Origin of the sequence: Actinophytocola algeriensis (assembly GCF_014203735.1) — a bacterium.
Taxonomy (GTDB): Bacteria; Actinomycetota; Actinomycetes; order Mycobacteriales; family Pseudonocardiaceae; genus Actinophytocola; species Actinophytocola algeriensis.
The window spans coordinates 1,088,825-1,112,021 of record NZ_JACHJQ010000001.1 but is presented as its reverse complement, the minus strand read 5'-3'; the positions used below and the strand labels follow the sequence as shown (position 1 = coordinate 1,112,021).

Genomic DNA, 23,197 nt, shown 5'->3' with positions numbered 1-23,197 from the left:
CCGCCAGCTCCGCGAGCTCCGCTCATGAGCCACTCCTCTGCGGGTGGTCGGCCAGCTCGCCGTCTGTGTAGTACTTCTCGAGCTCGGACAGCTCGAACAGCTCCAGCAGGTCCTCGCGCATCGGCACCTGCTCCTTGGGCGTGACCCGCGCACCGTCGTCGTAGGCCTCGCACACCAGCAAGGTGTTGCGCCACTTGGAGTCCATGCCGGGGAAGTCGTCGCGGGTGTGCCCACCGCGGCTCTCCGTGCGCAGGAGCGCGGCCTTGGCGACGCACTCGCTGACGAGCAGCATGTTGCGCAGGTCGATCGCGAGGTGCCAGCCCGGGTTGAACTCGCGGCGGCCCTCGACTGCGACGAGCTTCGCCCGCTCCTTGAGCTCGGCCAGCTTGTCCAGCGCCGCCTGGACTTCCTCTTCCTTGCGGATGATGCCGACGAGGTCGTTCATCGACTGCTGCAGCTCGGCGTGGATCGAGTACGGGTTCTCGGCCTGCCCGGAGCTGGGGAAGTCGAACGGGCTCACCGCACGTGCCGCCGCGCCGTCCACATCGGACTCGGAGATCTTCGGACGCTGCTCGAGCGCGTCGATGTACTCGGCCGCGCCGAGTCCCGCGCGGCGGCCGAACACGATCAGGTCGGACAGCGAGTTGCCGCCGAGGCGGTTGGAGCCGTGCATGCCGCCCGCGACCTCACCGGCCGCGAACAGGCCCGGCACGATCGACGACGCGGTGTCGGGGTCGACCTCGACGCCACCCATGACGTAGTGGCAGGTCGGACCGACCTCCATGGGCTGCGCGGTGATGTCCACATCGGCCAGTTCCTTGAACTGGTGGTACATCGACGGCAGGCGGCGGCGGATCTCCTCGGCCGGGAGACGGCTCGCGATGTCCAGGAACACGCCGCCGTGCGGTGAACCGCGGCCGGCCTTGACCTCGGAGTTGATCGCGCGGGCGACCTCGTCGCGGGGCAGCAGGTCGGGGGTGCGGCGGTTGTTGTCCTGGTCGGCGTACCAGCCGTCGGCCTCCTGCTCGGTCTCCGCGTACTGGCCCTTGAACACGTCCGGGATGTACTCGAACATGAAGCGCTTGCCGTCGGAGTTCTTCAGGACACCGCCGTCACCGCGGACGCCCTCGGTGACCAGGATGCCCTTCACCGACGGCGGCCAGACCATGCCGGTCGGGTGGAACTGGACGAACTCCATGTTGATCAGCGTCGCGCCCGCGCGCAGTGCCAGCGCGTGGCCGTCGCCGGTGTACTCCCAGGAGTTCGAGGTGACCTTGAACGACTTGCCGATGCCACCGGTCGCCAGCACGATGGCCGGCGCGGAGAACAGCACGAACTTGCCGGAGTCGCGCCAGTAGGCGAACGCGCCAGCGATCCGGTCGCCGTCCTTGATCAGCTCGGTGACGGTGCACTCGGAGAAGACCTTGAGGTGCGACTCGTAGTCACCGGTCTCGGCGAAGTCCTCCTGCTGCAGCGAGACGATCTTCTGCTGCATGGTGCGGATCATCTCGAGGCCGGTGCGGTCACCGACGTGCGCGAGGCGGGGGTAGGTGTGGCCGCCGAAGTTGCGCTGGCTGATCTTGCCGTCCTTGGTGCGGTCGAACAGCGCACCGTAGGTCTCCAGCTCCCAGACGCGCTCGGGGGCCTCCTTGGCGTGGAGCTCGGCCATCCGCCAGTTGTTGAGGAACTTCCCGCCGCGCATGGTGTCGCGGAAGTGGACCTGCCAGTTGTCCTTCTCGTTGACGTTGCCCATCGAGGCGGCGCAACCGCCCTCGGCCATGACGGTGTGGGCCTTGCCGAAGAGCGACTTCGAGATGATCGCGGTCTTCTTGCCCTGCTGCCTGGCCTCGATGGCGGCGCGGAGCCCGGCACCACCGGCACCGATGACGATGACGTCGTAGTCGAATCGCTCGACCTGAACCTGAACCATGGTTCCTTCTCAGTCCCTCAGTTGAAGATCCGCAGATCGGTGATCCAGTCGGCCGACACCGCCATGATGTACGCGTCCGTGATGATCACCGTGAAGAGCGAGATCATGGCGAACTGGCCGTGGCGGGGGTTGAGCTTGGACACGAACTGCCAGTAGCGGTAGCGCAGCGGGTGCTTCGAGAAGTGCTTCAGCTTGCCGCCGATGATGTGCCTGCACGCGTGACACGACAGGGTGTAGGCCACCAGCGCGACGACGTTGATCAGGATGATCACCGTGCCGAGACCCATGCCGATGCCGCCGTTCTTGCCGTGGAAGGCAAGCACCGCGTCGTAGATGTTGATGCAGGCGAAGATCAGCGCCGCGTAGAAGAAGTACCGGTGCCCGTTGGTCACGACGTACGGGAACTTGTTCTCGCCGGAGTACTTCTTGGCCGGCTCCGGCACCGCGCACGCCGCGGGCGAGAACATCAGCGACCGGTAGGCGGCCTTGCGGTAGTAGTAGCAGGTCGCCCGGAAGCCCAGCAGCACCAGGAACGTGATGATGCCGAGCGGGATCCACGACGCGTAGGACGGGATGAACGTGCCGAAGTGGCTGGAGCCCGGCACGCAGGCCGCGTTGACGCACGGCGAGTACAGGGGCGTGAGGTAGTGCTCCTCCGGCGCCCAGTAGTAGTTGTTCATGAAGTAGCGGACCAGCGCGTACGCCGTGAAGAACAGCAGGATCCCGCCAGTGCTCAGCGGGTAGGCCCACCAACGGTCGGTCCGATACGTGCGCTCGGATATTTGCGCCCGATCGGGGGCACCGACGCCTGCCTTCATTGTTTGTCCTCGACTTCGGAACGATTTGTTTGTCAGAGACTAACCGCGATCTGTGCCAGTGGCGGCGTTCCGCGTGTCACACCCCGGTGCGCGATGGGTCGGCATCGTCGGCACCTTCCTACGGTCTGCTCACCTCCGGCGACGCCGCCGCGGGAGACGACCGCCGAGCCGCCAACTGTGCCGTCGGTGGCAAGAGGAGAAGTACCACACGCTGGGAAAGCGCCGGTCGGCGGCCTGTACACAAGGTGTCCTGGGGCACGCCCGGCGAGGGCACCACCGGGAGACCGTACTCCGCGCCGGTGGCGTTCGCTCGGGGAGCCCGGAATTCGGCTTCCCTACGCTGAATTCCGGCTTCGCTCCGGTTTAGCAGAACGCATTGCATACAGAATGCAACGCAGAGTTAGGCAGCCCTAAACACATGGCCCAAATCACGCGATCGATCAAGAAGACGACAGAAGAAGCCAAGAAGAGAGCCGGTGAGCGAGGTTGCGATTCGGTGAACCTTCAACGGGGTGACACGTCGGAACGGTCGCGTCAGGACAGTGCGACAACCGGCCGACCAGGAGAAACGCGGCCATGCAAGCAAAATACTCACGAGTAACCCAAGTATGCGGAGCAATGACGAGTCATGACACGGAAAGCCCGCCATGGGTACGGCGATGCGCGCAGACGCTGAGCCGAGCAGCAAGGCCCGGGGAGGCACAACGCAAGAACCGAACGACGACCCGAAGCCCATGGAGAGACCGGGGAGCGACGAGGGCCGAATGAGCCGACGGCGCACAGTGAGCACCACCGGCGAGACGCTCGCCGTGCCCGCGGCTCGACGGCGAACCGGCGAGCCTGACAAAGCCGAAGGACGACGCGGCGAACCGGCAACGCGGCGAGCTTCAAGCAGCGGAGCGGTGAAGGGACGGATGCGGCAGACCGGAAACGTGGCGAAGCCGCGTGCCGAGAGACTCATCGCAGGGGCCCGCTCCGAGGGGCGGCACCGCACTCGGCGACCGCCCGAGGGGGCCGAGTGATGAAGGTCGCGGTGACGATCCGCACTGCCACAGCATCGAACCGGCGACACAGCGGCCGTCGCGAGGCGGCAACCCGGTGCAGGCGGATGGGCGCCCTGCCGACAAACCGGCAACCCACGACGGCCGAGAGGCGAAGCGCCGAGACCGTCGCCTGAGCCCAGAAGCGCGGGAACCGAACGTCAGCTCCCGATGAACGAGAGCGAAGCAAACGCGAGGCACGGGAGACTTGGCAAGCGAAGCGAACCCGGACAGGAAGCAGGCGACGCAACCCACCCCCGCCCACCCCGCCGAACGCGAGCACCCTACGAAGAACAGAGAGCAGGCCGCCCACTGACAAGCGTCAACCCGGCAGCAAGACGCACCCCGCTTGCCAACTCATCCCCCACGCCCCCCGGCCCAACCCCCGCACCCGGCACCCGGCCCCCTGGCCCCGGTGCCGCACCCGGCCCACCCCAGCCCGGACACCGCCCAACAACCTCACAAAGCGTCGTCGAGTAACGAAGTCCGTAGTTCGTCCTTCACCACTCGGTACGCGAGCCCCTGCGCGTACCCCTTCCGAGCCAGCATCCCCACCAGTTTGCGGACTTTGGCCGACTCGTCAGTGTCGGACAGCGATCGCATGCGTTTGCGTACCAGTTGCCGCGCCCGGTCCTCCTCCGCCTCCGAGTCCACGGTGGCCAGAGCTTCTTCCGCGGACTCGTCGGCGACGCCCTTTCGCCGCAGTTCCATGGCCAGTGCGCGGCGGCTCAGGCCCTGGAAGTTGTGGCGGGAGCGGACCCACACCTCGGCGAACGCGGCGTCGTCGATCAGGCCTACCTCGTCGAGGCGGTGCAGCACCTTCGACGCCACGTCCTCTTCGATGCCCTTGCGGGCGAGGGCCTGCGCCAGCTCCACCTGTGTCCGGGGACGCACGGTCAGCAGGCGCAGGCAGATGTCCTTCGCCTGCTGTACCGGGTCTTCCGGCGGCTTGGGGGCGTGCTGGTCAGCGCCGGAGGTCGAGTCGTCGTTCGGCCTCCGGCTTCCTCGACGGCCTGCCACCGGCTAGAAGTCCACCGGGGCGGGGGCCGGCTCGGTGGCATCGGCGTCGAGCTTCGCGCCGATGCCGAGCTTGTCCTTGATCCGCTTCTCGATCTCGTTGGCGATGTCCGGGTTCTCGAGCAGGAACTTCCGCGCGTTCTCCTTGCCCTGGCCGAGCTGGTCGCCCTCGTACGTGTACCACGCGCCGGACTTGCGCACGATGCCGTGCTCGACGCCCATGTCGATGAGCGAGCCCTCGCGGGAGACGCCCTTGCCGTAGAGGATGTCGAACTCGGCCTGCTTGAACGGCGGCGCGACCTTGTTCTTCACGACCTTGACGCGGGTCCGGTTACCGACCGCCTCGCCGCCGTCCTTCAGCGTCTCGATGCGGCGGACGTCCAGGCGCACCGACGCGTAGAACTTCAGCGCCTTGCCACCCGTCGTGGTCTCCGGCGAGCCGAACATGACGCCGATCTTCTCGCGCAGCTGGTTGATGAAGATCGCGGTCGTGCCGGAGTTGCTGAGCGCGCCCGCGATCTTGCGGAGCGCCTGGCTCATGAGGCGCGCCTGCAGACCGACGTGGTTGTCGCCCATCTCGCCCTCGATCTCGGCGCGGGGCACGAGGGCCGCCACGGAGTCGATGACGAGGATGTCGAGCGCGCCGGAGCGGATCAGCATGTCCGCGATCTCCAGCGCCTGCTCACCGGTGTCCGGCTGGGACACCAGCAGCGCGTCGGTGTCGACGCCCAGGTTCTTGGCGTACTCGGGGTCGAGCGCGTGCTCCGCGTCGATGAACGCCGCGATGCCGCCGCCCCGCTGGGCGTTGGCGACCGCGTGCAGGGCCAGCGACGTCTTACCGGACGACTCAGGGCCGTAGATCTCCACGACCCGGCCGCGGGGCAGACCGCCGATGCCCAGCGCCACGTCCAGCGCGATGGACCCGGTCGGGATGATCTCGATCGGCGCCCGGCTCTCGTCGCCGAGACGCATGACCGAGCCCTTGCCGAAGTTCTTGTCGATCTGGGCGAGGGCCAGGTCCAACGCCTTCGCGCGATCGGGTGCTGCTGGTGCCATCTGAGATCCACCTTGGTTGTTTTTAGACCGCTTTGCACTCACGCCGGCGACGCTAACGGCAAGCACCGACAATTTTGGGCTGAGGGGCCTGGTCTGTGGACAACTCACCCGGTTGTGGACAACAGGCTAGCCGAACGCCTGTTCGAGCCGACGCCGACACGCCGGAAGGCTACCGTCGCTCGAACGGCACCTCGAACGCGTCGCACACCGCGCGCCAGATCTCCTTCGGCTCCTGTCCGGCCTCCAGCGCCTGGTCCACCGTGCGGCCGCCCAGTGAGCTGAACACGTGGTCGCGGGCGAGCATGTCGGCCCGCACGTCGCCGAACTCGTTGGCCATGAGCTTGCGGAACACCGTGATACGCATCGGTGGCAAGCCTACGAGCCCGCCGGGGTCTGGGAGAATCCGGTCATGGTGCAGCTTGAACCGACCGGCCTCGAGTCGATCCTGATCGACATCGCCATCATCGGCGGCCTGGTGGCGGCGATCGTGATCGGTGTGATGGCGCTGCGCCGCAGGCGCTAGGTACAGCCAGGTCAGGTGCCGGGCTGGACGTGCTCCGCGAAGTAGTCGCCGAGCACGTCCGGGGTGAAGTCGTCCGAGGAACGCAGCTCGGTCCTGGACAGCCAGCCGACCAGCGGGCGGTCCGCGACGGTGAACACGAGCACGCCGGTACCGCCGGTCACGCCTGCCCGCCAGCGGCCGTCCAGGCCGTTGCCCTTCCACTGGGCCTCGACGTGGTCGCCGTCGGTCATGTCGCCCAACTCGGTGTTGGCGAGCTTCTGCGCGTCCTGCACCGACGCGACGTGGGCATAGCTGACCTGGTAGCTGTCGGGCAGCGAGCACGTGACGTCCGCGTTGGTGTCGCGCTCGGCCGGTTTGCAGTCGCCGCTCTCGGCCACCCCGCCCGCGAGCTGGCGCAGGCAGTCGGTGAAGCCCTCGTTGTCGGGGTCGCCCTTCTGGCCGCAGCTCTCGGCGGTCGGGAGGTCGCTGTCCGGCTGCAGGAGGAACACGGCGCCGACGGCGACGATCGCGAGCGCCACGACCGCGGCCACCCCGAGCATGATCTTGCGCCTGCCGCCACCGCCCGCCGGTGGTGGCGGGGGCTGCGCGGGGAACGCGGCGGTGCTCGGCAGCCCCATCACGGGGTTGCCGAGCGCGGGCGACTGCGGTGTGGCGACCGGCGTCGGCACGCTGGGCGGTCCTGCCACCGGCGCCTGGCTCAGCGGCGCGGGCTGCTGCTGGGGCATCGGCGGCGGCATGACCGGCTGGCGGAAACCACCCGTCGGCGGCGCCTGCGGACCGATGTTGCCGGTGCGGAGGCTGACGCCCTCCGCCGTGATGTGGTGTGCGCCGAGCGCGACGGCCGTCTCCGGCTGGTCCAGGCTGGACGGGACCACGCGCAGCTGCTCGGCGATCAGGGTCGCGATCAGCGGGATGCGGCTCGAACCGCCGACGAGGTAGATGCCCACCAGCCGGTCCGGCGTCATGCCCGTGGAACGGATGGTCGAGGCGAGCAGCTCGACGCTGCGCAGCAGGCTCGGCCGGATCAGCGCTTCCAGCTCGACCCGCGTGACCAGCACGTCCTCGAACGGCTCCGGCAGCGGCACCTCGGTCTGCGGGTGGCGCGACAGTGCCTCCTTGGCGGCCTTCACGTCCTCGCGGAGCGCACGCTGCGCACGGCGGTCGCCGGTGGACTCCGGGCGCAGGATGCTCTGCCAGCGCGCCGGGTCGCGGATCGAGACCTGGCGGCCGACGTGCTCCAGCAGCGCCTGGTCCACGTCCAGGCCGCCGAGGTCGGGAAGGCCGGCCTCGGCGAGCACCACGTAGCCGGTCTGGGTGGCCGCGACGATCGCGACGTCGAAGGTGCCGGCACCGAGGTCGTACACGGCGAGCGCCTGCCCCGGCCCCAGCTGCTGGCCGGGGAAGGACGCGAAGTGCGCGGCCGCCGCGACGGGCTCCGGCACGAGGACGAGGTTGGTGCCCATGCCCGCGAGCCGGGCGGCGGCGAGGAGGACGTTGCGGCGCACCGGACCCCACTGCGCGGGGTGGGTGAGGCGGACCTCGTCGGGCTTGGCGCCGCCGAGCTGGCGGGAGGTCTCGTCGGCGACGCGGCGCAGCACGGCGCCCAGTGCCTCGGTGACCGGCACGACCACGTCACCCAGCAACAACGTGCCCTCGTCGACCCGGCGCTTCGGGTTGGGCTCGAACCGGGCGGGGTCGAGGCGGGCCCGGCGCTCGGCGTCCCGGCCGACGACGAGGTTCCCGTCGTCGGCGGCGAAGAGCGCGGACGGCATCGTGGCGGACCCGTCCACCTCGATCACCCTCGGCGGCCTGCCGTGCGCGGACAGCACGGCAACCGTGTTCGACGTACCGAGGTCAACCGACAGGACTGCCACGACTCTCCCCTCGTGCTGGCTGGTCAGCAGAATGCTGCCATGCCCGGCCGTCCCATGTGTCCGGACCCGCGATTCTCACGCGCCGGGCAGTTTCCCGAACGCGATCCTCAGCAGCGACTCGGCCAGGTCGCGGTGGCCACCGCGCTCGTCGGTCGCCAGATCACCACGGTCGTGTCGGCCTTGATCGCGACCGCCGCGGAACACGAGTCTGCCGACGGCATGTTCGCCGCGCCGTCCACTTCGACAACGCGTGGTGGACGGCCGTGGGCGGAGAGCACCGCGACCGTGTTGGACGTTCCCAGGTCAACCGAAAGCAACGGACACCGACGGTGATCTTACGAGCCGCCGCCGTCACCGCCTGGCTTGATGTGCTGTTCGAAGTAGTCGACGAGGTCGGTGATGTCGCCCGAGCCGCCGATGTCGATGTTCATCAGGGCGCCGGCCACCGGGGAGTCGTTGACCGCGAACAGGACCATGCCGCTGCCGCTGCCGATGTCGATCGCGGCATAGGTGCCGGACAGGCCGTCGCCTTCCCAGTCGCCCTGCTTCGGGTCGCCGCCGGTGCCGATGCCTTCCAGCTGCTCGATCACGGTGTCGATGTACTGCTTCGCGGTGTCGACGCCGGAGAGCTCGCTGCCGTCCTGCTTGTCGCTCGCGCCGAAGTGCATGTACATGACGGTGTGCGTGTCGTCGATCGTGCAGGTCGCGGCGGTCGCGCCCGGCGTCTCGATCGGCTGGGCGCCCCCCGCGGTCGCGGCGCCCGCCTTGCACTGGTTGTTCTCCACGACGGCACCGGCCACCTTGCGCATGCACTCGCTCATGCCGTCGCCGTCGGCCTTGCGGCTCGAGCAGTCCGCTCCCGCGACGTTGCCCGTGTCGCCCTCGCCACCGCCGGACGTGGCGATGATGATGCTGACGACCGCGATCACCACGACCGCCACCACGGCCGTCGCGATGTACCACGGCTTGTTCGACGAGCCCCTGCTCTGCGGGCGCGACTGCTGCACCGGGTACTGCGTGGGGCCCGGCCCCGCCGTCATCGCGGGTACCGGCGTCGGGGTGCTCGGCGGGCCCTGCACGCGCTGCGGGCCGCTGTTCGGGAACGGGTTCTGCGCGGGCGTGCCGCCGGTCTGCGGAGGCGGCGGCTTCGGCGGACCGGCGTTGAACCCGCCGGTGCGCGGCGCCACGACCTGTCTCGTGCGCTGGACGTCCTCGATCGTGCTGCTGATGTCGCTGGTCCGCAGCGTGATGCCTTCCTGCGGCACGTGGTGTGCGCCGAGGGCGACAGCGGTCTCCGGCTGGTCGAGCGAGGTGGGCACGACCCGCAACTGCTCGGCGATCAGGGTCGCGATCAGCGGGATGCGGCTGGAGCCGCCGACGAGGTAGATGCCGACGAGCCGGCCCGGCGTCATGCCGGTGGACCGGATGGTGCCCGCCAGCAACTCGACGCTGCGCAGCATGCCGGGGCGGATCAGGGCCTCCAGCTCGACCCGCGTGACCAGCACGTCCTCGAACGGCTCCGGCAGCGGCACCTCGGTCTGCGGATGCCGGGACAGTGACTCCTTGGCTGCCTTCACGTCCTCGCGGAGCGCGCGCTGGGCACGCCGGTCGCCGGTGGACATGGGGCGCAGCAGGCTCTGCCAGCGGCCCGGGTCGCGCACGGAGACCTGGCGGCCGACGTGCTCGAGCAGCGCCTGGTCCACGTCCAGGCCGCCGAGGTCGGGAAGGCCGGCCTCGGCCAGCACCACGAATCCGTTCTGGGTCGCGCCGACGATGGCCACGTCGAAGGTGCCCGCGCCGAGGTCGTACACGGCGAGCGCCTGCCCCGGCACGAGCGTCTGTCCCGGGAAGGAAGCGAAGTGGGCGGCGGCGGCGACCGGCTCGGGCACCAGCACGAGGTTCGAGCCCATGCCTGCCTGGCGGGCGGCGGACAGCAGCACGTTGCGCCGCACCGGACCCCACTGCGCGGGGTGGGTGAGGCGGACCTCGTCGGGCTTCTTGCCGCCGAGCTGGCGGGACGTCTCGTCGATCACCCGCCGCAGGACGCCGGCGAGCGCGTCGGTGACCGGCACGACCTGGTCACCGAGCAGCAGCGTGCCCTCGTCGACGCGGCGTTTCGGGTTGGGTTCGAAGCGGGCGGGGTCGAGGCGGGCACGGCGTTCCGCGTCGCGGCCGACCACGAGGTTGCCGTCCTCGGCCGCGAACACCGCCGACGGCATCATGGACGCCCCGTCGACGTCCACCACCCTCGGCGGCCTGCCGTGCGCGGACAGCACGGCAACCGTGTTCGATGTGCCGAGATCCACAGACAGGACGTTCACGACTCTCCCCTCGTCGCATTGCGCAGGAGAGATGCTGCCAGAACGGTCCGGCACCGTGGGACAGGTCCCGGATATCGGTCCCTGACCTGCGCGAACCACAATTGTCGGTGGTCGGGTTCATGATGGGTCCGTGAGTTCCGACGTGCTCGACCTGTTCTCGCCGGCGACCAGGCAGTGGTTCACCGGCGCATTCGCCACGCCCACCGATGCCCAGACGGGTGCGTGGCGTGCGGCGGCGAACGGCGAGCACTCGTTGGTCGTGGCGCCGACCGGGTCCGGCAAGACCCTGGCGGCGTTCCTGTGGGCGCTCGACCGGCTGGCCACCCAGCCCAAACCGGCGGAGCGCACCGAACGCTGCCGCGTCCTCTACGTGTCGCCGCTGAAGGCGCTGGCCGTCGACGTGCAGCGCAACCTGCGCGCGCCGCTCGCGGGCATCAGCCAGGCCGCGCGCAGGCTGGGTGACCCCGACCCGGGCATCACGGTCGGCATGCGCACCGGCGACACCCCCGCCGACGAGCGCAGGTCCTTCCAGCGCACACCGCCGGACATCCTGGTCACCACCCCGGAGTCGCTGTTCCTGCTGCTCACCTCCGCGGCCAGGGAGTCGCTGCGCGGGGTGGAGACGGTGATCGTCGACGAGGTGCACGCGGTCGCGGGCACCAAACGCGGTGCGCACCTCGCCGTGTCGCTCGAACGGCTCGACGCGCTGCTCCCCCAGCCCGCGCAGCGGATCGGGCTGTCGGCGACGGTCCGGCCGATCGACGAGGTCAGCTCGTTCCTCGCGGGCGGACGGCCGGTCACGGTGGTGGCGCCGAAGATCGGCAAGACCATCGAGATGACAGTCGTGGTGCCGGTCGAGGACATGACGGAGCTGGACGGGCCGCCGCCGCTGGCGGGGCCGGTCACGCCCGATCCGGACCTCGACCTGGACCTGCCGGGCGGCATCGGCACCCTGGAGGAGATGGCAGGCGGGATGGGCGGTCCGAGGAGACCGTCGATCTGGCCCGCGGTCGAGGAACGGGTGCTGGAGCTGGTCCGGCAACACCGGTCGACCATCGTGTTCACCAACTCGCGGCGGCTGGCGGAGCGGCTGACGTCCCGGCTCAACGAGCTTGCGGCGGAGCACCCCGCCCACCCCGGCGACGTGGGCTACTTCCCCGCCGAGGCCATCGCGCAGTCCGGCTGGGCGGCGGGGATCGAGACGCCGACCGTGGCCCGCGCGCACCACGGGTCGATGTCGCGTGAGCAGCGGACCTCGGTGGAGGAGGCGCTGAAGTCGGGGCAGCTGCCGTGCGTGGTGGCGACCTCGTCGCTGGAGCTGGGCATCGACATGGGCGCGGTCGACCTCGTCATCCAGATCGAGGCGCCGCCGTCGGTCGCGTCCGGCATGCAGCGCATCGGCCGCGCGGGTCACCAGGTGGGTGCGGTGTCGCGGGGCGTGATGTTCCCGAAGTTCCGTGGTGACCTGGTGTCGTGCGCGGTGGTCGCGGAGCGGATGGGCGAGGGCGCGATCGAGTCCATGCGCTACCCGCGCAACCCGCTCGACGTGCTGGCCCAGCACGTCGTGGCGATGGTGGCGCTCGAGCCGTGGACCGTCTCCGACCTGACGGCGCTGGTGCGGCGGGCGGCGCCGTTCGCGGCGCTGCCGGAGTCGGCGCTGCATTCGGTGCTGGACATGCTGGCGGGCCGCTACCCGTCGGAGGAGTTCGGCGAGCTGCGGCCGAGGGTGACGTGGGACCGGGTGAACGGTGAGCTGCGCGGGCGGCCGGGCGCCCAGCGGCTCGCGGTCACCTCGGGCGGCACGATCCCCGACCGCGGCCTGTTCACCGTCATGACCCCGGCGTCCGACGCGGGTTCCGGGTCCCGCGTCGGCGAGCTGGACGAGGAGATGGTGTACGAGTCGCGGGTCGGCGACACGTTCCTGCTCGGCACGTCGGCGTGGCGGATCGCGGACATCACGGCCGACCGGGTGATCGCGATCCCCGCGCCGGGAGAGCCCGCGCGGATGCCGTTCTGGAAGGGCGACACCCCCGGCAGGCCGCTCGAACTCGGCCGTGCGCTGGGGAAGTTCCTGCGTGAGTTGTCGAGCATGCCGGAACAGGAGGCGCGGGAACGGGCGACGGCGGCGGGGCTCGACGCGTTCGCGGCCGGCAACCTGATCGCGTACCTGGACGAGCAGAAGGAGGCCACGCGGCACGTTCCGGACGACCGCACGCTGCTCATCGAGCGGTACCGCGACGAGCTGGGCGACTGGCGGATGGTCCTGCACTCGCCGTTCGGCGCGCAGGTGAACGCGCCGTGGGCGCTCGCGATCGGCGCGCGGCTGCGGGAGCGGCGCGGTATCGAGGCCCGGGTGGCGCACTCCGACGACGGCATCGTGATCCAGCTGCCGGACACCGTCGACGACGAGGGCGCCGACGTGGTGGCCTCCGCGGAGGACGTGCTGCTCGACCCGGACGAGATCGAGCAGATCGTGGTGACCGAGGTCGGCGGGTCCGCGTTGTTCGCGTCGCGGTTCCGCGAGTGCGCGGCGCGGTCGCTGCTGCTCCCCCGGCGTGACCCGCGCAAGCGCACACCCTTGTGGCGGCAGCGGCAGCGCGCGTCGCAGCTGCTGTCGGTGGCGGCGAAGTACGAACAGTTCCCGGTGATCCTCGAAGCCATGCGGGAGTGTCTGCAGGACGTGTACGACCTCGCGGGGCTGCGGGCGCTGATGTCCGAGGTGCGGTCGAGGAAGATGCGGGTCGTCGAGGTGCAGACGCAGTCGCCGTCGCCGTTCGCGCGCAGCATGCTGTTCGGCTACGCGGGCCTGTTCCTCTACGACGCGGACGCACCGCTGGCGGAGCGGCGGGCGGCGGCGCTGTCGCTGGACTCCTCACTGCTGGCGGAACTGCTCGGGTCGGAGGCGATCCGGGAGCTGCTCGACCCCGAGGTGCTCGCCGAGGTGGAGCAGTCGCTGCAGCGGCTGGAGCAGTCGCGGCACGCCAGGCACGCCGAGGACGCCTCGGACCTGTTGCGGTTCCTGGGAGATCTGTCCCCGGCGGAGGCGGCGCTGCGCGGGGTGGAGCCGGGCTGGCTCGACGAGCTGGAGAAGCAGCGGCGGGTCATCCGGGTGCGGATCGCGGGCGAGGAACGGTTCGTGATCGTCGAGGACGCTGGCCGGATGCGGGACGCGCTGGGCGTGGCGCTGCCCGTGGGGGTGCCGGAGGCGTTCACCGAACCGGTCGACGACCCGCTGGGCGACCTGCTGTCCCGGTACGCGCGGACCCACGGCCCGTTCCCCGCCTCGGAGGTGGCGACGCGGTTCGGGCTGGGTGTCGCGGTGGTGGCCGGGGTGCTGGACCGCATGGTCGGCACGGGCAGGCTGGTGCGCGGCGAGCTGCGGCCCAGTGGCACGCAGGTGGAGTACTGCGACGCGGACGTGCTGCGGCGGGTGCGGCGGGCGTCGCTCGCGAAGCTGCGTGCCGAGGTCGAACCGGTCGAACCGGCGGCGCTGGGCCGGTTCCTGCCGGTGTGGCACGGGGTCGGCAAACGTTTGCGGTCGGCACCGACCGCGGACGACGTGCTGTCGGTGGTGGAGCAGCTGGCGGGTGCACCGCTGCCCGCGAGCGGGTTCGAGTCGCTGATCATGCCGTCCCGGCTGCCGGGCTACACGCCGTCGCTGCTGGACGAGCTGACCACGGCGGGCGAGGTGACGTGGTGCGGCACCGGTGCGCTGGCCGGTGGCGACGGCTGGATCGCGGTGGCGCCGACGGATGTGGCGGACCTGCTGCTGCCCGACGTGGAGGAGGCGGTGCCGGAGACACCGCTGCACGGCGCGGTGCTGTCCGCGATGGACGGTGGCGCGCTGTTCTTCCGGCAGCTGGCGGAACGGGCGGGGGCGGTCCTGCTCGACGGTGGCGCGGAGGCGCCGTCGGACCAGGACGTCGTTGCGGCACTGTGGGATCTGGTGTGGTCGGGGCTCGTCACGAACGACACGATCGCGCCGCTGCGTGCGCTGGTGGCCGGACGCGGCGCGGCGCACAAGCCGCGCAGTTCCACCCCGCGTGGCCGGTACGCGCGGTTGCGCGGGGCACGTCCGTCGATGCCGAGCAGGACGGGCCCGCCGACGGTCGCGGGCCGGTGGTCGCTGGTCGTGCCCCGGGAGGAAGACCCGACGCGGCGGTCGCATGCCCGCGCGGAGGCTTTCCTGGAACGACACGGTGTCCTCACGCGTGGCGCCCTCGACACCGAACGGGTGACCGGCGGCTTTTCGGGCGTGTACAAGGTGTTGCGCGCGATGGAGGAGTCGGGCCAGATCGTGCGGGGCTACGTCGTGGAGGGGCTCGGCGCGTCCCAGTTCGCGGCACGCGGCGCGGTGGACCGGTTGCGCGCGCTGTCCAGGACGGACGGTGCGGTCGCGACGGACGTGGCGGCGACGGTGCTGGCGGCGGCGGATCCGGGACAACCGTACGGCGCGGCCTTGCCCTGGCCGGACCCGGTGGGCGACGGAAAGCACCGCCCTGGGCGGAAAGCGGGCGCGCTGGCGGTGCTGGTCGACGGCGTGCCCGCCCTGTACGTGGAACGCGGCGGCCGCTCGCTGCTGTCGTTCACCGATGACGACACGGCGTTGCGCGCGGCGGCGGAGGCCCTGTCCCGTGCGGTGCGCGAGGGCTGGCTGGGCCAGCTGGCGGTCCAGCGCGCGGACGGCGAGGTGGCGCTGACGTCCAACCTGGCCGATGTGTTGCGGGACGCGGGTTTCCGTGCCACACCGAAGGGTTTACGACTGCGCGCGTGACGATCCCGTGCGCGCCGGTTACGCTCCCGTGCGGGTCGGGGACCTGAGTCGCGCCGACGTAACCCCTGCGCGGATGCTGGACACGCGGTCCGGCGGCGTGGTCTCGGTGAACCTCGCGAGCCGGGTGCCCGAGTCGGCGACGGCCGTGGTGTTCAACCTGACCGGCATCGCGGCGACTCTGGCGGTCGTCCCGATGGTGAAGGCCCTGGGGGAACCCGCACCTACATCTACAACAAGGCGGGCCAGGTGGACCTGGCCGCGGACCTCGCGGGCTACTTCTGGGTGCCGGAGGAGCCGTGCACGGCCGGCTGCGTGTACGCGTGGGGTCAGAACTACGGCCGTCTCGGCGACTGTCTGACGCCGGGACCTGGGGGTGGGGAGCTACCTCCCCCACCGGAACCGGCCGGGTGTCATTCCGGGCCTCACCGGCGTCGGTGTGCTGGGTGCCGGTGGACGGGTGATCGTGCCCTGAGGTGACACCCGCGAAAGTGCGTGCGGGACTTCGTGTTCACCGATGATCACGCTGGTTACGCTCGTCCAACGAGGGTGTCACCGGGACTGACGGGGGTCACGGACCCGGGGGCCGGCGGCCGGGCACTCGTGTCCTGAGCCGGATCGCGTAGGCGGCGGAGGCCTGGGGGCTCCGCCGCCTACGCGTCTTTGTCCTTCTCCAGCGCGGCCAGCCGCAGTTCGAGCTGGTCGACGCGGTGGCGGAGCAACATGACCTGCGCTTCGAGGCTCACCTCGCGCTCGGCCCGCCGCTGGATCCGCGGCGACTGCGCCGCCCTGGCGACGACCGCGTCGAGTGGCACCAGCCGCTGCGGCCCGTTGGGCCCGTCGACCAGTCGCGACTCGATCTCACCGTTGCGGTACCAGGCCCGCAGCGCCGACCGGGACACCCCGGTCTCCTGCTCCGCCTGGGCCAACGTGACCCACGGCGTGTCCTCGAGCTGCGCGAACAGATCCAGCTCATCCCGCCAGCGGGACAGCCGCTCATCCCAGTCCGTCATAGGGTGACCATAGCAATGACAGTGTATTGACAGGGTTACGAACAGGGCTGACCATCGAGTGCATGTTCGAGCGTTTTACCGCGGAAGCCCGCTCCGTCGTGGTCCGCGCCCAGGAAGAGGCCAGGGGCCTGCAGCACGACTACATCGGCACGGAACACATCCTGCTGGGGTTGTTCAGCATGCCGACGAGCGCCGCGGCGAGGGCGCTGCGCAACCTGGGCGTCACGGCGGCGATGATCCGCACCGGGGTCGAGGAGATGGTCGGCAAGGGGACGAAGGAAGCTCCGCCTGGCCACATCCCGTTCACGAAGCGCGCCAAGAAGGTGCTGGAGCTGTCGCTGCGGGAAGCGTTGCAGCTCAAGCACAACTACATCGGCACGGAACACATCCTGCTTGCGCTGGAACGCGAGGGCGAGGGCGTGGCAGCGCGGATCCTGGCCGGTCTGGTCCACGACATCACCGCGATCCGCACGGCGGTGTCGGCCGTCCTCGCCGAAGGCACCCACGAACACTCCGGCGGCTGGAGCGCCACCCCTCGAACCAACGCGGCGGAGGAGGTCGTCACCGCGGCACAGGCCCTGGCAGGCGACGCTCCGATGGGCAGCCATCACCTGCTGGAGGCCCTGATCCGCGCGGAAGGCAGCATGGCCGCGAAGGTACTGGCGGACCTCGGCGTGGACGCGGCCGCCGTCGCGTCCAAAGTGGACGAGTTCGACACCGAGGACACCTCGGACGCGACGCCGGAGGAACTGGCGGCCCGCAAGATGGAACTACGCGTCGAGAACGACGAGGTGCACCTCGTCTTCCGGGACAGCGCGACCCTGGACCTCGCGAAGGCGGTGACGGGCCTGGTGGAGGGCCCACTGACGGCGACGGGCCCGGTGACCGGGAAGTTCGTTCCACTGTGGACCAAGACGAACCAGTTGCTGCTCTCCCTTCTGCAGACGCTGAAGGACGACCCGCTGCCGGAGTCCACGCCCCGTGACAAGGCAGCTCTCCTGGTCCGCCGGGTACTGCACGACCGCCTCCGCCGCCGGGAGGGCTGACCTTCGGGGCAGGGTGAACCAGGCGTCCCCAGCCCCCCACCTCACCGAGGTGTCAGCACACAGAACTCGTTCCCCTCCACGTCAGCCATCACCTCCCACGGCACCGACCCCTGCCCGACATCCACCTTCCGCGCGCCCAGCTCCGCCAACCGAGTCACCTCGGCCCACTGGTCCTCCCCCGCCAACGGCGCCACGTCCAGGTGCACCCGGTTCTTCACCCGATGCGGCTCCCCGGTACGGACGAACTCCAGCCACGGCCCACGCCCGTCCGGCGACCGCAGTGACGCCGTGGCGGCGGTCGTCTCGACCACCGGCCAGCCCGACGCGCCGGACCAGAACTCCGACTGCCGCAACGGGTCCACCACGTCCACCACCACCGCCGCGATCGCACCGGTGGCCGCGTACTCGGGTCGTTGTTCCAGTACGCAGAACTCGTTGCCCTCCGGGTCGGCCAGGACGATCCACGGCACGTTGCGCTGGCCGACGTCGACGCGAACCGCACCGAGCGCCTCCGCGTGGGCGACGATCGCCGCCTGGTGGTCCGGGGAGGCACTCGACAGGTCCAGGTGCACCCGGTTCTTGCCCACCTTCTGGTCCGCCACCGGGACGAAGACCAGGTCGAACTTCCAGCCGTCGTCCGGTGGCGCGACGACGTCCACCTCCTCGGCGTCCGCATGGGACACGCGCCAGTCGAGCAGGGTCACCCAGAACTCCGCCAGGGCCGTCGGGTCGGCCGCGTCTACCACCACGTTGCACAGTCGCGTGGACATGCGCAGCAAACTAGCGGAAGGCACCGACAATTCAGCGCGTCGCGACGCGGAGCAGTGATCTCAGCTGCGCGACCAGCGCCGGATCGCCCGACTCCTGCACGTACGCACCAGGGCGCCTGCCCCACAGCCACAGGTACATGCCCGTCGCGTCGCTGGAGACCGTGGCCTCGGCCGGTTCGTCCTCGTCGGTGCGCCATGCCGAGGCGCCGGTGGTGGAGACCCTGGCGATCCAGCGGCGACCACCCGCGTTGACGGCCACGCGGCCGGGGACCACGTCCGACACGCCCAGCACGCCGAGGCGGTGGGTGAACCACAGCGACATGAGCTCGTCGATGCCGTCCAGCGCCACCTCCGCCGCGATGTCGCCGACCAGCAGTTTGGCGCCGGTCAGCTGGACGTCGACACGGTGCACGGTGGTCTCGTGCGCCAGCCTGCGGCACCAGAAACCGAAGTTCTGGTGCTCCGGCCACCAGGTGGGCGCACCCTCGAGCGGGTCGTGCCGGTCCAGTTCGTCGACGACCTCCAGCAGGCCGGCGCGGAAGTAGTCCACGACGCTCTGGTCCGGCGCGGGCTCGCGCTGCCAGCGGGTGGGCCGCTCGCCGTCGCGCAGCCAGGACACCACCATCCGGTAGACGGAGCCGACGTGCCGCACCACCTCACCGAGCCGCATGCCCGGCAGGTGGGGCACCTCGAGCTCCGGATCCGTTCCCGTGGCCGACGTGGCGAGCCGCTCCCCCTCGGTGTCCAGCACGTCGAGCAGACGGGCGAAGTCGACCAGTGGTGTGACGGTCACCGGTCCGCGCCGCGGATCAACCGCGACACCAGCTCGATGAACTGCCCGGACTGGCGCACGAGGTCGTCCGCGGACCGGGTGCTGACCGCACGGGTGATGCCCGCCTGCACCGACGCGCGCGTCGCCGAGCAGGACGCGAAGAACGCGGCCCACTCCCGCAGCTCGGGCGCGACCGACGACAGCAGCGTCCACACGCTCATCGGGCGCGACCGGGCGCGGTGCGGCCGCCCGCGCATGGCGAGCAGCGCCGCGGCGGCACGCAACGCCGCGAGATAGGCGTCCGCGAACCGGCGCGCCGCGTCCTCCTCCAGCTCGGCGGTGGAGAGTCCGGTCTCGGCCTGGGCGAGCAGGCCGAGCGCGGACTCGGGCGTCGCCGAGTGGTGGTTCGGAAAGTCGAGAGTCGCAGTCACCGGATCTCCTCGCGGATCGGAAAATCATCACTGGCTGTGACGATGTGCCGTGGGGAAGCCGGCGGGGCTCGGTGGCAAGACGCTTCCCCCGTCCTGCCACCGAGCCAGTGTTCGAACGGGTGTTCGAACAGTTCGAGCTTAGCTCCGGCTGCCGGGAGACTCAACCTCGACCGGGAATTTCGGCGGCGATCAGAACCGCATCCGTGGTCAGATAGGGCCATGACCTCTCTGGACCACCCCTCGATCAGCAAACTGGCCGCCGCGCTGCTGGAGGCAGGCCTCTCCCCGGCCGCGGACGGCATCCGCCTCCTCGACGACGAGGTGCGCACCGCGGCGGCGGCCGCGCAGGCGCTCGGCGTCGAGGTCGGTGCGATCGCCAACAGCCTCGTCTTCCGTGCTACGTACGGTGACGAGGTGCGCCCGCTGCTCGCGCTGACCTCCGGCGCCCACCGCGCGGACACCGCGACGCTCGCCGCGCTGGTCGGCGCGGACGAGGTGGGCAAGGCCGACCCGGCCTTCGTGCGGGAACACACGGGGCAGGCGATCGGCGGGGTGGCGCCGGTGGGACACCCGCACCCGGTGCGCACGGTCGTGGACGCGGACCTGGCACGCTATGAGGTGGTGTGGGCGGCCGCAGGCCACCCGAAGTCGGTGTTCCCGACGACCTACGCCGATCTGGTCGCCCTGACGGGGGGCACGGCTGCGGACGTCGCGGGCTGAGAGGAGAATCGGCTGTCGTGACCGCGGTCCCACCACGCGTAGAACGGTTCGTCGACCTCTCCCCCGACGAACTGCGCGCCTGCCTGCCAGAAGCGTTGTCGCTGTACGTCACGGCGATGCGTTACCCGTCGGGCACCGCAGAACAGCGCGCACCCATGTGGCTCGCGCACATGCTGCGCGCGGAGTGGCGCTGTGTCGGCGCGTTCAACGCCGACCACCGCATGGTGGGTGTCGCGTACGGCTACCGGGGCGCCGCGGGCCAGTGGTGGCACGAGCAGGTGCGCCGCGGGATCATCGAGCAGTCCGGCGCGGAACTGGCGGACCGCTGGCTGGAGGACTACTTCGAGCTGACCGAGGTGCACGTCTCGCCCGCGAGCCAGGGCCGGGGCATCGGCGAGGAGCTGCTGCGCAGGCTGCTGGGCGGGGTGCGCGCGTCGAAGGTGCTGCTGTCGACCCCGGAGGGCCCGACCCGCGCCTGGCGGTTGTACTACCGGCTGGGCTTCACCGACGTGCTGCGCCACTACCGGTTCACGGGCGACCCCAGGCCGTTCGGCGTACTGGGTCGTGTGCTGCCCGTCCCGCCGCCCCGGAACTGACAGTGCGCACGCGACGCGGGCGCGGCGATCCTCGGGTTCAGGTGGCCGGGATGGTTCGCCACCCCGGCCACCGCATCAGCTGACGAGGTCGGTCGGTTGTGCCGACGTGACCGACTGCTCCACGGGGTTCACCGTGGGTACCGGCAGTTCCACGACCCGCGCGGGTGCCCGCTCGGGCGTTTCCTGGGCCGGCTTGCGCCACGTCCGCCGCAGCAGCTTGTGCAGCCACCGCCAGCGGTCGCGCGCGGCGTCGGCTTCCAGCTCGGCGATCGAGATGGTGTGACCGAACCTGGCCTTGGCCGCCAGGTACCGGCGGGCCTCCGCGCTCTGCCCGCGGACCAGGAAGGGCTGTTGCTCGACCTGGAAGTCCGCCGTGGACAGTGCCGCGACCTTTGCCGGGTTGTTGGTGAGCAACCGCACCCGGCGCAGGCCGAGGTTGCGGAGGATCGCCACCGCGTCCTCATAGGAACGTGAGTCCTCCGGCAGGCCGAGCACCCGGTAGCTGGAGAACGTGTCCAGGCCCTCACGCTGGGTCAACTGGTACCCGAGAGCCTTCGCGAGCAGTCCGGCGCCTCTTCCCTCCTGGTCGAGGTAGATGAGGACACCGGAGCCCACCTTGCGCATCATGGCCATCGACTGTCGCAGTTGGTCCCGGCAGTCACAGTCGACGGACTCGAAGATCTCGCCGTACACACACCGCGAGTGAATTCGAACGAGACACCCGTTCCCGGGTTCGCCGAACACCGCGGCGCACGGCTGGTTGCCGTGCATGTCGGAACCGCGGCCGAGCACGACGACGCGGAAGTCCCCGTCTGCGTGCCTCAGCTCATGTTCCGTCAGGTTTACATCGCCCACTCGGGCTACCCCACACTCTGGTCCGACTCCATGATCCGTCCGACGTCGCCGGGCTTCGGCATGGCGTCTGTGATGATGTCGATGGAAAGGTTCGTGGCCATCGCCGCGCTCGCCCACTCGAGGCTTTCGCGGGTGAGGCCACCGCGTCCGATCCTGAGCAAATGATGTATCAGGGCGGCTGAGAAGGCTTCTCTGGCCCCCGGGGAATCGGTGAGCGGCACCGACGGTGCGTCGAAGTCCGCTTCCAACTCACGAGACCTGATCCGGCAGCGGAAGTTCTCCACGACACAGACCGTCGCCACGCCCATAGTGCGCAGCTGGCGCGCTATCTCGTCAATGCTCTTGTCGTCGTTGAAGGGGGGCAGCAGCTTGCTCAGAGCCCATTCGGACCCCACGACGTAGTCCACTCCGGTCAACTGCCGGTAGATCTGCTGTGGACGGTCCAGCGGCGGCGACGCCTGCAACAGCACCAGCGGTTTCCTCGGCAGAGTCCGTGCGGTGTCCAAAGTCCACTTCACGACATCGACCGGCGCTTCCAGGGTCACGAGCACGGCGTCGGCCTCGGCCAGCGCACGGCTCATCGCCTGACTTCGCATGTCTCTTGTGGAGAGTGCGACCCGGAGCTCGTTCTTCCAGCCGATCGTGGCGGCGTCTCCGTTGGGCAGCACAATAACCTGTGCCACGGGGGTCGCTTCGCCCGGTGCTTCAACGATCAAGTCGGTGCCCAGGTTCTGCTCGGACATGTACTCGAGAAGCCTGGTAGCGGCCGCGTCGTCGCCCACGGCGGCGGCGAACCGGACGTCGAAACCCATGCGCCTGCCCGCCACGGCGAGGTTGAGCCCCTTGCCGCCGGGATTCATGTGGAACGACGTGGCCTGCACCGACTCGCCCGCCACCGGCAGGGACTCGACGACGGTGATGTGGTCCATCACGGCGCCGCCGACCACCACGACCGCGTTGCCCGGCTCCTCCGTCGACTCGCGGCGGGCCATGCCCGCGGCACGCACGCAGCGCTCGGCCAGCACGCCCAGCGTCTTCTCCTCCACCGAACCGCGCAGGCTGCGCACGGTGGGCGCCTGCGGCGGGTGCTCGACGCCCATCAGCTCGTGCAGCGTCGCCCAGCCCTCCGACAGCGCCACCCGCCGCACGCCGAGGTCGGCGCGGTAGAGGCGGTTGGCGAGCGCGGGCTGGTCGGTGAGCCGGTCCGCCAGCATGCCCAGCGCGAGCACCACGTCGGCGATGAGCCGGTCGGTGGGGTCGAGCTCGGCGACGACCGCGGCCACCGCGTCGACGATGGCCTGCTCGACCGGTGCGCCGGACTCCCGGATGGCGCGCTGGACCGCGGGCAGGTCCGCGAGGACGCGCGTGTCCACCTCGGTGTCGCGCAGACGTCTCGCGGTCAGGCCGGCATGGGTCCTCAGCTTGAGGAACACGCCGCGGACGCCGATGACTTCCGCGTCGGTTGCCATTGCCGACCTCCACTGGGTGTCACTTGCCTCCACTATCTCGCGTCGCGCAAGCACCGGTCACGATGTTTCCCGGGATCTATGATGACCGGTCTATTGAATTCGGTAGACCAGTCGTCATATTATATGCTGGAGCACGTGATCTGACGCTACCGCTTCCTCCGAACGGGGGTGCCCG

Annotated in this window: 20 protein-coding genes; 6 read left to right on the top strand and 14 right to left on the bottom strand. The window is 70.3% G+C overall.

Annotation, left to right across the window (positions count from 1 at the left end):
- Nucleotides 1-22 precede the first annotated feature (22 nt).
- The 5 genes from FHR82_RS05265 to FHR82_RS05245 all read right to left on the bottom strand — a co-directional run bounded on the left by FHR82_RS05265 (nt 23) and on the right by FHR82_RS05245 (nt 6,225).
- The gene (locus FHR82_RS05265; protein WP_184809044.1) at nt 23-1,930 is read right to left on the bottom strand and encodes a fumarate reductase/succinate dehydrogenase flavoprotein subunit; all 1,908 of its coding nucleotides are present in this window, start codon (nt 1,928-1,930) and stop codon (nt 23-25) included.
- 17 nt (nt 1,931-1,947) lie between these two features.
- Complete coding sequence (gene sdhC / locus FHR82_RS05260; protein WP_184809043.1) at nt 1,948-2,748, bottom strand: succinate dehydrogenase subunit SdhC; 801 nt, start codon at nt 2,746-2,748, stop codon at nt 1,948-1,950.
- A 1,499-nt stretch (nt 2,749-4,247) separates the two neighbouring features.
- Nucleotides 4,248-4,808, bottom strand: coding sequence for a recombination regulator RecX (gene recX, locus FHR82_RS05255; RefSeq protein ID WP_184809042.1), 561 nt, complete (start codon nt 4,806-4,808; stop codon nt 4,248-4,250).
- Nucleotides 4,809-4,811: 3 nt separating this feature from the next.
- The gene (recA, locus tag FHR82_RS05250; protein ID WP_184809041.1) at nt 4,812-5,861 is read right to left on the bottom strand and encodes a recombinase RecA; all 1,050 of its coding nucleotides are present in this window, start codon (nt 5,859-5,861) and stop codon (nt 4,812-4,814) included.
- A 169-nt stretch (nt 5,862-6,030) separates the two neighbouring features.
- The gene (locus FHR82_RS05245) at nt 6,031-6,225 is read right to left on the bottom strand and encodes a DUF3046 domain-containing protein (protein ID WP_184809040.1); all 195 of its coding nucleotides are present in this window, start codon (nt 6,223-6,225) and stop codon (nt 6,031-6,033) included.
- Nucleotides 6,226-6,270: 45 nt separating this feature from the next.
- On the opposite strand from FHR82_RS05245, the gene FHR82_RS05240 reads away from it, so the two are divergent.
- Nucleotides 6,271-6,384 (top strand): LPXTG cell wall anchor domain-containing protein, encoded by a 114-nt coding sequence (locus FHR82_RS05240; RefSeq protein WP_184809039.1) that lies wholly within the window; start codon nt 6,271-6,273, stop codon nt 6,382-6,384.
- A gap of 11 nt (nt 6,385-6,395) precedes the next feature.
- Here FHR82_RS05240 and FHR82_RS05235 read toward each other — a convergent pair whose 3' ends face one another.
- Nucleotides 6,396-8,258, bottom strand: coding sequence for an Hsp70 family protein (locus FHR82_RS05235; protein WP_184809038.1), 1,863 nt, complete (start codon nt 8,256-8,258; stop codon nt 6,396-6,398).
- A 12-nt stretch (nt 8,259-8,270) separates the two neighbouring features.
- Between FHR82_RS05235 and FHR82_RS05230 the strand changes: the two genes are divergently transcribed.
- Entirely contained in the window at nt 8,271-8,591 is a 321-nt protein-coding gene (locus tag FHR82_RS05230) for a hypothetical protein (RefSeq protein WP_184809037.1), read from the top strand.
- A gap of 2 nt (nt 8,592-8,593) precedes the next feature.
- Here FHR82_RS05230 and FHR82_RS05225 read toward each other — a convergent pair whose 3' ends face one another.
- A complete protein-coding gene (locus FHR82_RS05225; RefSeq protein WP_184809036.1) occupies nt 8,594-10,579 on the bottom strand; it encodes an Hsp70 family protein in 1,986 nt (661 codons plus the stop codon).
- A gap of 130 nt (nt 10,580-10,709) precedes the next feature.
- Here FHR82_RS05225 and FHR82_RS05220 point away from each other — a divergent pair, with 130 nt between their 5' ends.
- On the top strand, nt 10,710-15,353 hold the full coding sequence (locus FHR82_RS05220; RefSeq protein WP_376706386.1) for an ATP-dependent helicase: 4,644 nt from the start codon (nt 10,710-10,712) through the stop codon (nt 15,351-15,353).
- A gap of 18 nt (nt 15,354-15,371) precedes the next feature.
- Here FHR82_RS05220 and FHR82_RS05215 read toward each other — a convergent pair whose 3' ends face one another.
- Together FHR82_RS05215 and FHR82_RS05210 are read right to left on the bottom strand one after the other, a co-directional pair.
- A complete protein-coding gene (locus FHR82_RS05215; protein WP_184809035.1) occupies nt 15,372-15,521 on the bottom strand; it encodes a hypothetical protein in 150 nt (49 codons plus the stop codon).
- Between the two features lie 482 nt (nt 15,522-16,003).
- Nucleotides 16,004-16,363 carry an excisionase gene (locus FHR82_RS05210; protein ID WP_184809034.1) on the bottom strand — a complete coding sequence of 120 codons (360 nt, stop codon included), beginning with the start codon at nt 16,361-16,363 and terminating at the stop codon, nt 16,004-16,006.
- A 62-nt stretch (nt 16,364-16,425) separates the two neighbouring features.
- On the opposite strand from FHR82_RS05210, the gene FHR82_RS47925 reads away from it, so the two are divergent.
- Nucleotides 16,426-17,409: a Clp protease N-terminal domain-containing protein gene (locus FHR82_RS47925; RefSeq protein WP_184809033.1), complete on the top strand. Its 984-nt coding sequence runs from the start codon at nt 16,426-16,428 to the stop codon at nt 17,407-17,409.
- 41 nt (nt 17,410-17,450) lie between these two features.
- On the opposite strand, the gene FHR82_RS05200 is transcribed toward FHR82_RS47925, so the two are convergent.
- From FHR82_RS05200 to FHR82_RS05190, 3 genes are read right to left on the bottom strand one after another with little or no spacing between them, the layout of a single operon-like run.
- Nucleotides 17,451-18,179, bottom strand: a complete 729-nt coding sequence (locus FHR82_RS05200) for a VOC family protein (protein WP_184809032.1) — start codon at nt 18,177-18,179, stop codon at nt 17,451-17,453.
- 31 nt (nt 18,180-18,210) lie between these two features.
- Nucleotides 18,211-18,972, bottom strand: coding sequence for a maleylpyruvate isomerase family mycothiol-dependent enzyme (locus FHR82_RS05195; RefSeq protein WP_184809031.1), 762 nt, complete (start codon nt 18,970-18,972; stop codon nt 18,211-18,213).
- On the bottom strand, nt 18,969-19,382 hold the full coding sequence (locus FHR82_RS05190) for an SAV_6107 family HEPN domain-containing protein (protein ID WP_184809030.1): 414 nt from the start codon (nt 19,380-19,382) through the stop codon (nt 18,969-18,971). The genes FHR82_RS05195 and FHR82_RS05190 overlap by 4 nt, the downstream gene beginning before the upstream one ends.
- Before the next feature lie 219 nt (nt 19,383-19,601).
- Between FHR82_RS05190 and FHR82_RS05185 the strand changes: the two genes are divergently transcribed.
- A complete protein-coding gene (locus FHR82_RS05185) occupies nt 19,602-20,102 on the top strand; it encodes a YbaK/EbsC family protein (protein ID WP_184809029.1) in 501 nt (166 codons plus the stop codon).
- A gap of 17 nt (nt 20,103-20,119) precedes the next feature.
- Nucleotides 20,120-20,698 (top strand): GNAT family N-acetyltransferase, encoded by a 579-nt coding sequence (locus FHR82_RS05180; RefSeq protein WP_184809028.1) that lies wholly within the window; start codon nt 20,120-20,122, stop codon nt 20,696-20,698.
- 75 nt (nt 20,699-20,773) lie between these two features.
- Here FHR82_RS05180 and FHR82_RS05175 read toward each other — a convergent pair whose 3' ends face one another.
- Together FHR82_RS05175 and FHR82_RS05170 are read right to left on the bottom strand one after the other, a co-directional pair.
- Complete coding sequence (locus tag FHR82_RS05175) at nt 20,774-21,553, bottom strand: GTP cyclohydrolase II (protein WP_311770882.1); 780 nt, start codon at nt 21,551-21,553, stop codon at nt 20,774-20,776.
- Nucleotides 21,554-21,558: 5 nt separating this feature from the next.
- A complete protein-coding gene (locus tag FHR82_RS05170) occupies nt 21,559-23,022 on the bottom strand; it encodes a PfkB family carbohydrate kinase (protein WP_184809027.1) in 1,464 nt (487 codons plus the stop codon).
- Between the last annotated feature and the right edge of the window lie 175 nt (nt 23,023-23,197).

Bases quoted from the DNA above. Each gene is read 5' to 3' on its own strand.
- FHR82_RS05265 (WP_184809044.1), bottom strand. From the start codon at position 1,930: ATGGTTCAGGTTCAGGTCGAGCGATTCGACTACGACGTCATCGTCATC.
- sdhC (WP_184809043.1), bottom strand. From the start codon at position 2,748: ATGAAGGCAGGCGTCGGTGCCCCCGATCGGGCGCAAATATCCGAGCGC.
- recA (WP_184809041.1), bottom strand. From the start codon at position 5,861: ATGGCACCAGCAGCACCCGATCGCGCGAAGGCGTTGGACCTGGCCCTC.
- FHR82_RS05245 (WP_184809040.1), bottom strand. From the start codon at position 6,225: ATGCGTATCACGGTGTTCCGCAAGCTCATGGCCAACGAGTTCGGCGAC.
- FHR82_RS05240 (WP_184809039.1), top strand. From the start codon at position 6,271: ATGGTGCAGCTTGAACCGACCGGCCTCGAGTCGATCCTGATCGACATC.
- FHR82_RS05215 (WP_184809035.1), bottom strand. From the start codon at position 15,521: ATGCCGGTCAGGTTGAACACCACGGCCGTCGCCGACTCGGGCACCCGG.
- FHR82_RS05210 (WP_184809034.1), bottom strand. From the start codon at position 16,363: ATGACGGACTGGGATGAGCGGCTGTCCCGCTGGCGGGATGAGCTGGAT.
- FHR82_RS47925 (WP_184809033.1), top strand. From the start codon at position 16,426: ATGTTCGAGCGTTTTACCGCGGAAGCCCGCTCCGTCGTGGTCCGCGCC.
- FHR82_RS05200 (WP_184809032.1), bottom strand. From the start codon at position 18,179: ATGTCCACGCGACTGTGCAACGTGGTGGTAGACGCGGCCGACCCGACG.
- FHR82_RS05185 (WP_184809029.1), top strand. From the start codon at position 19,602: ATGACCTCTCTGGACCACCCCTCGATCAGCAAACTGGCCGCCGCGCTG.
- FHR82_RS05170 (WP_184809027.1), bottom strand. From the start codon at position 23,022: ATGGCAACCGACGCGGAAGTCATCGGCGTCCGCGGCGTGTTCCTCAAG.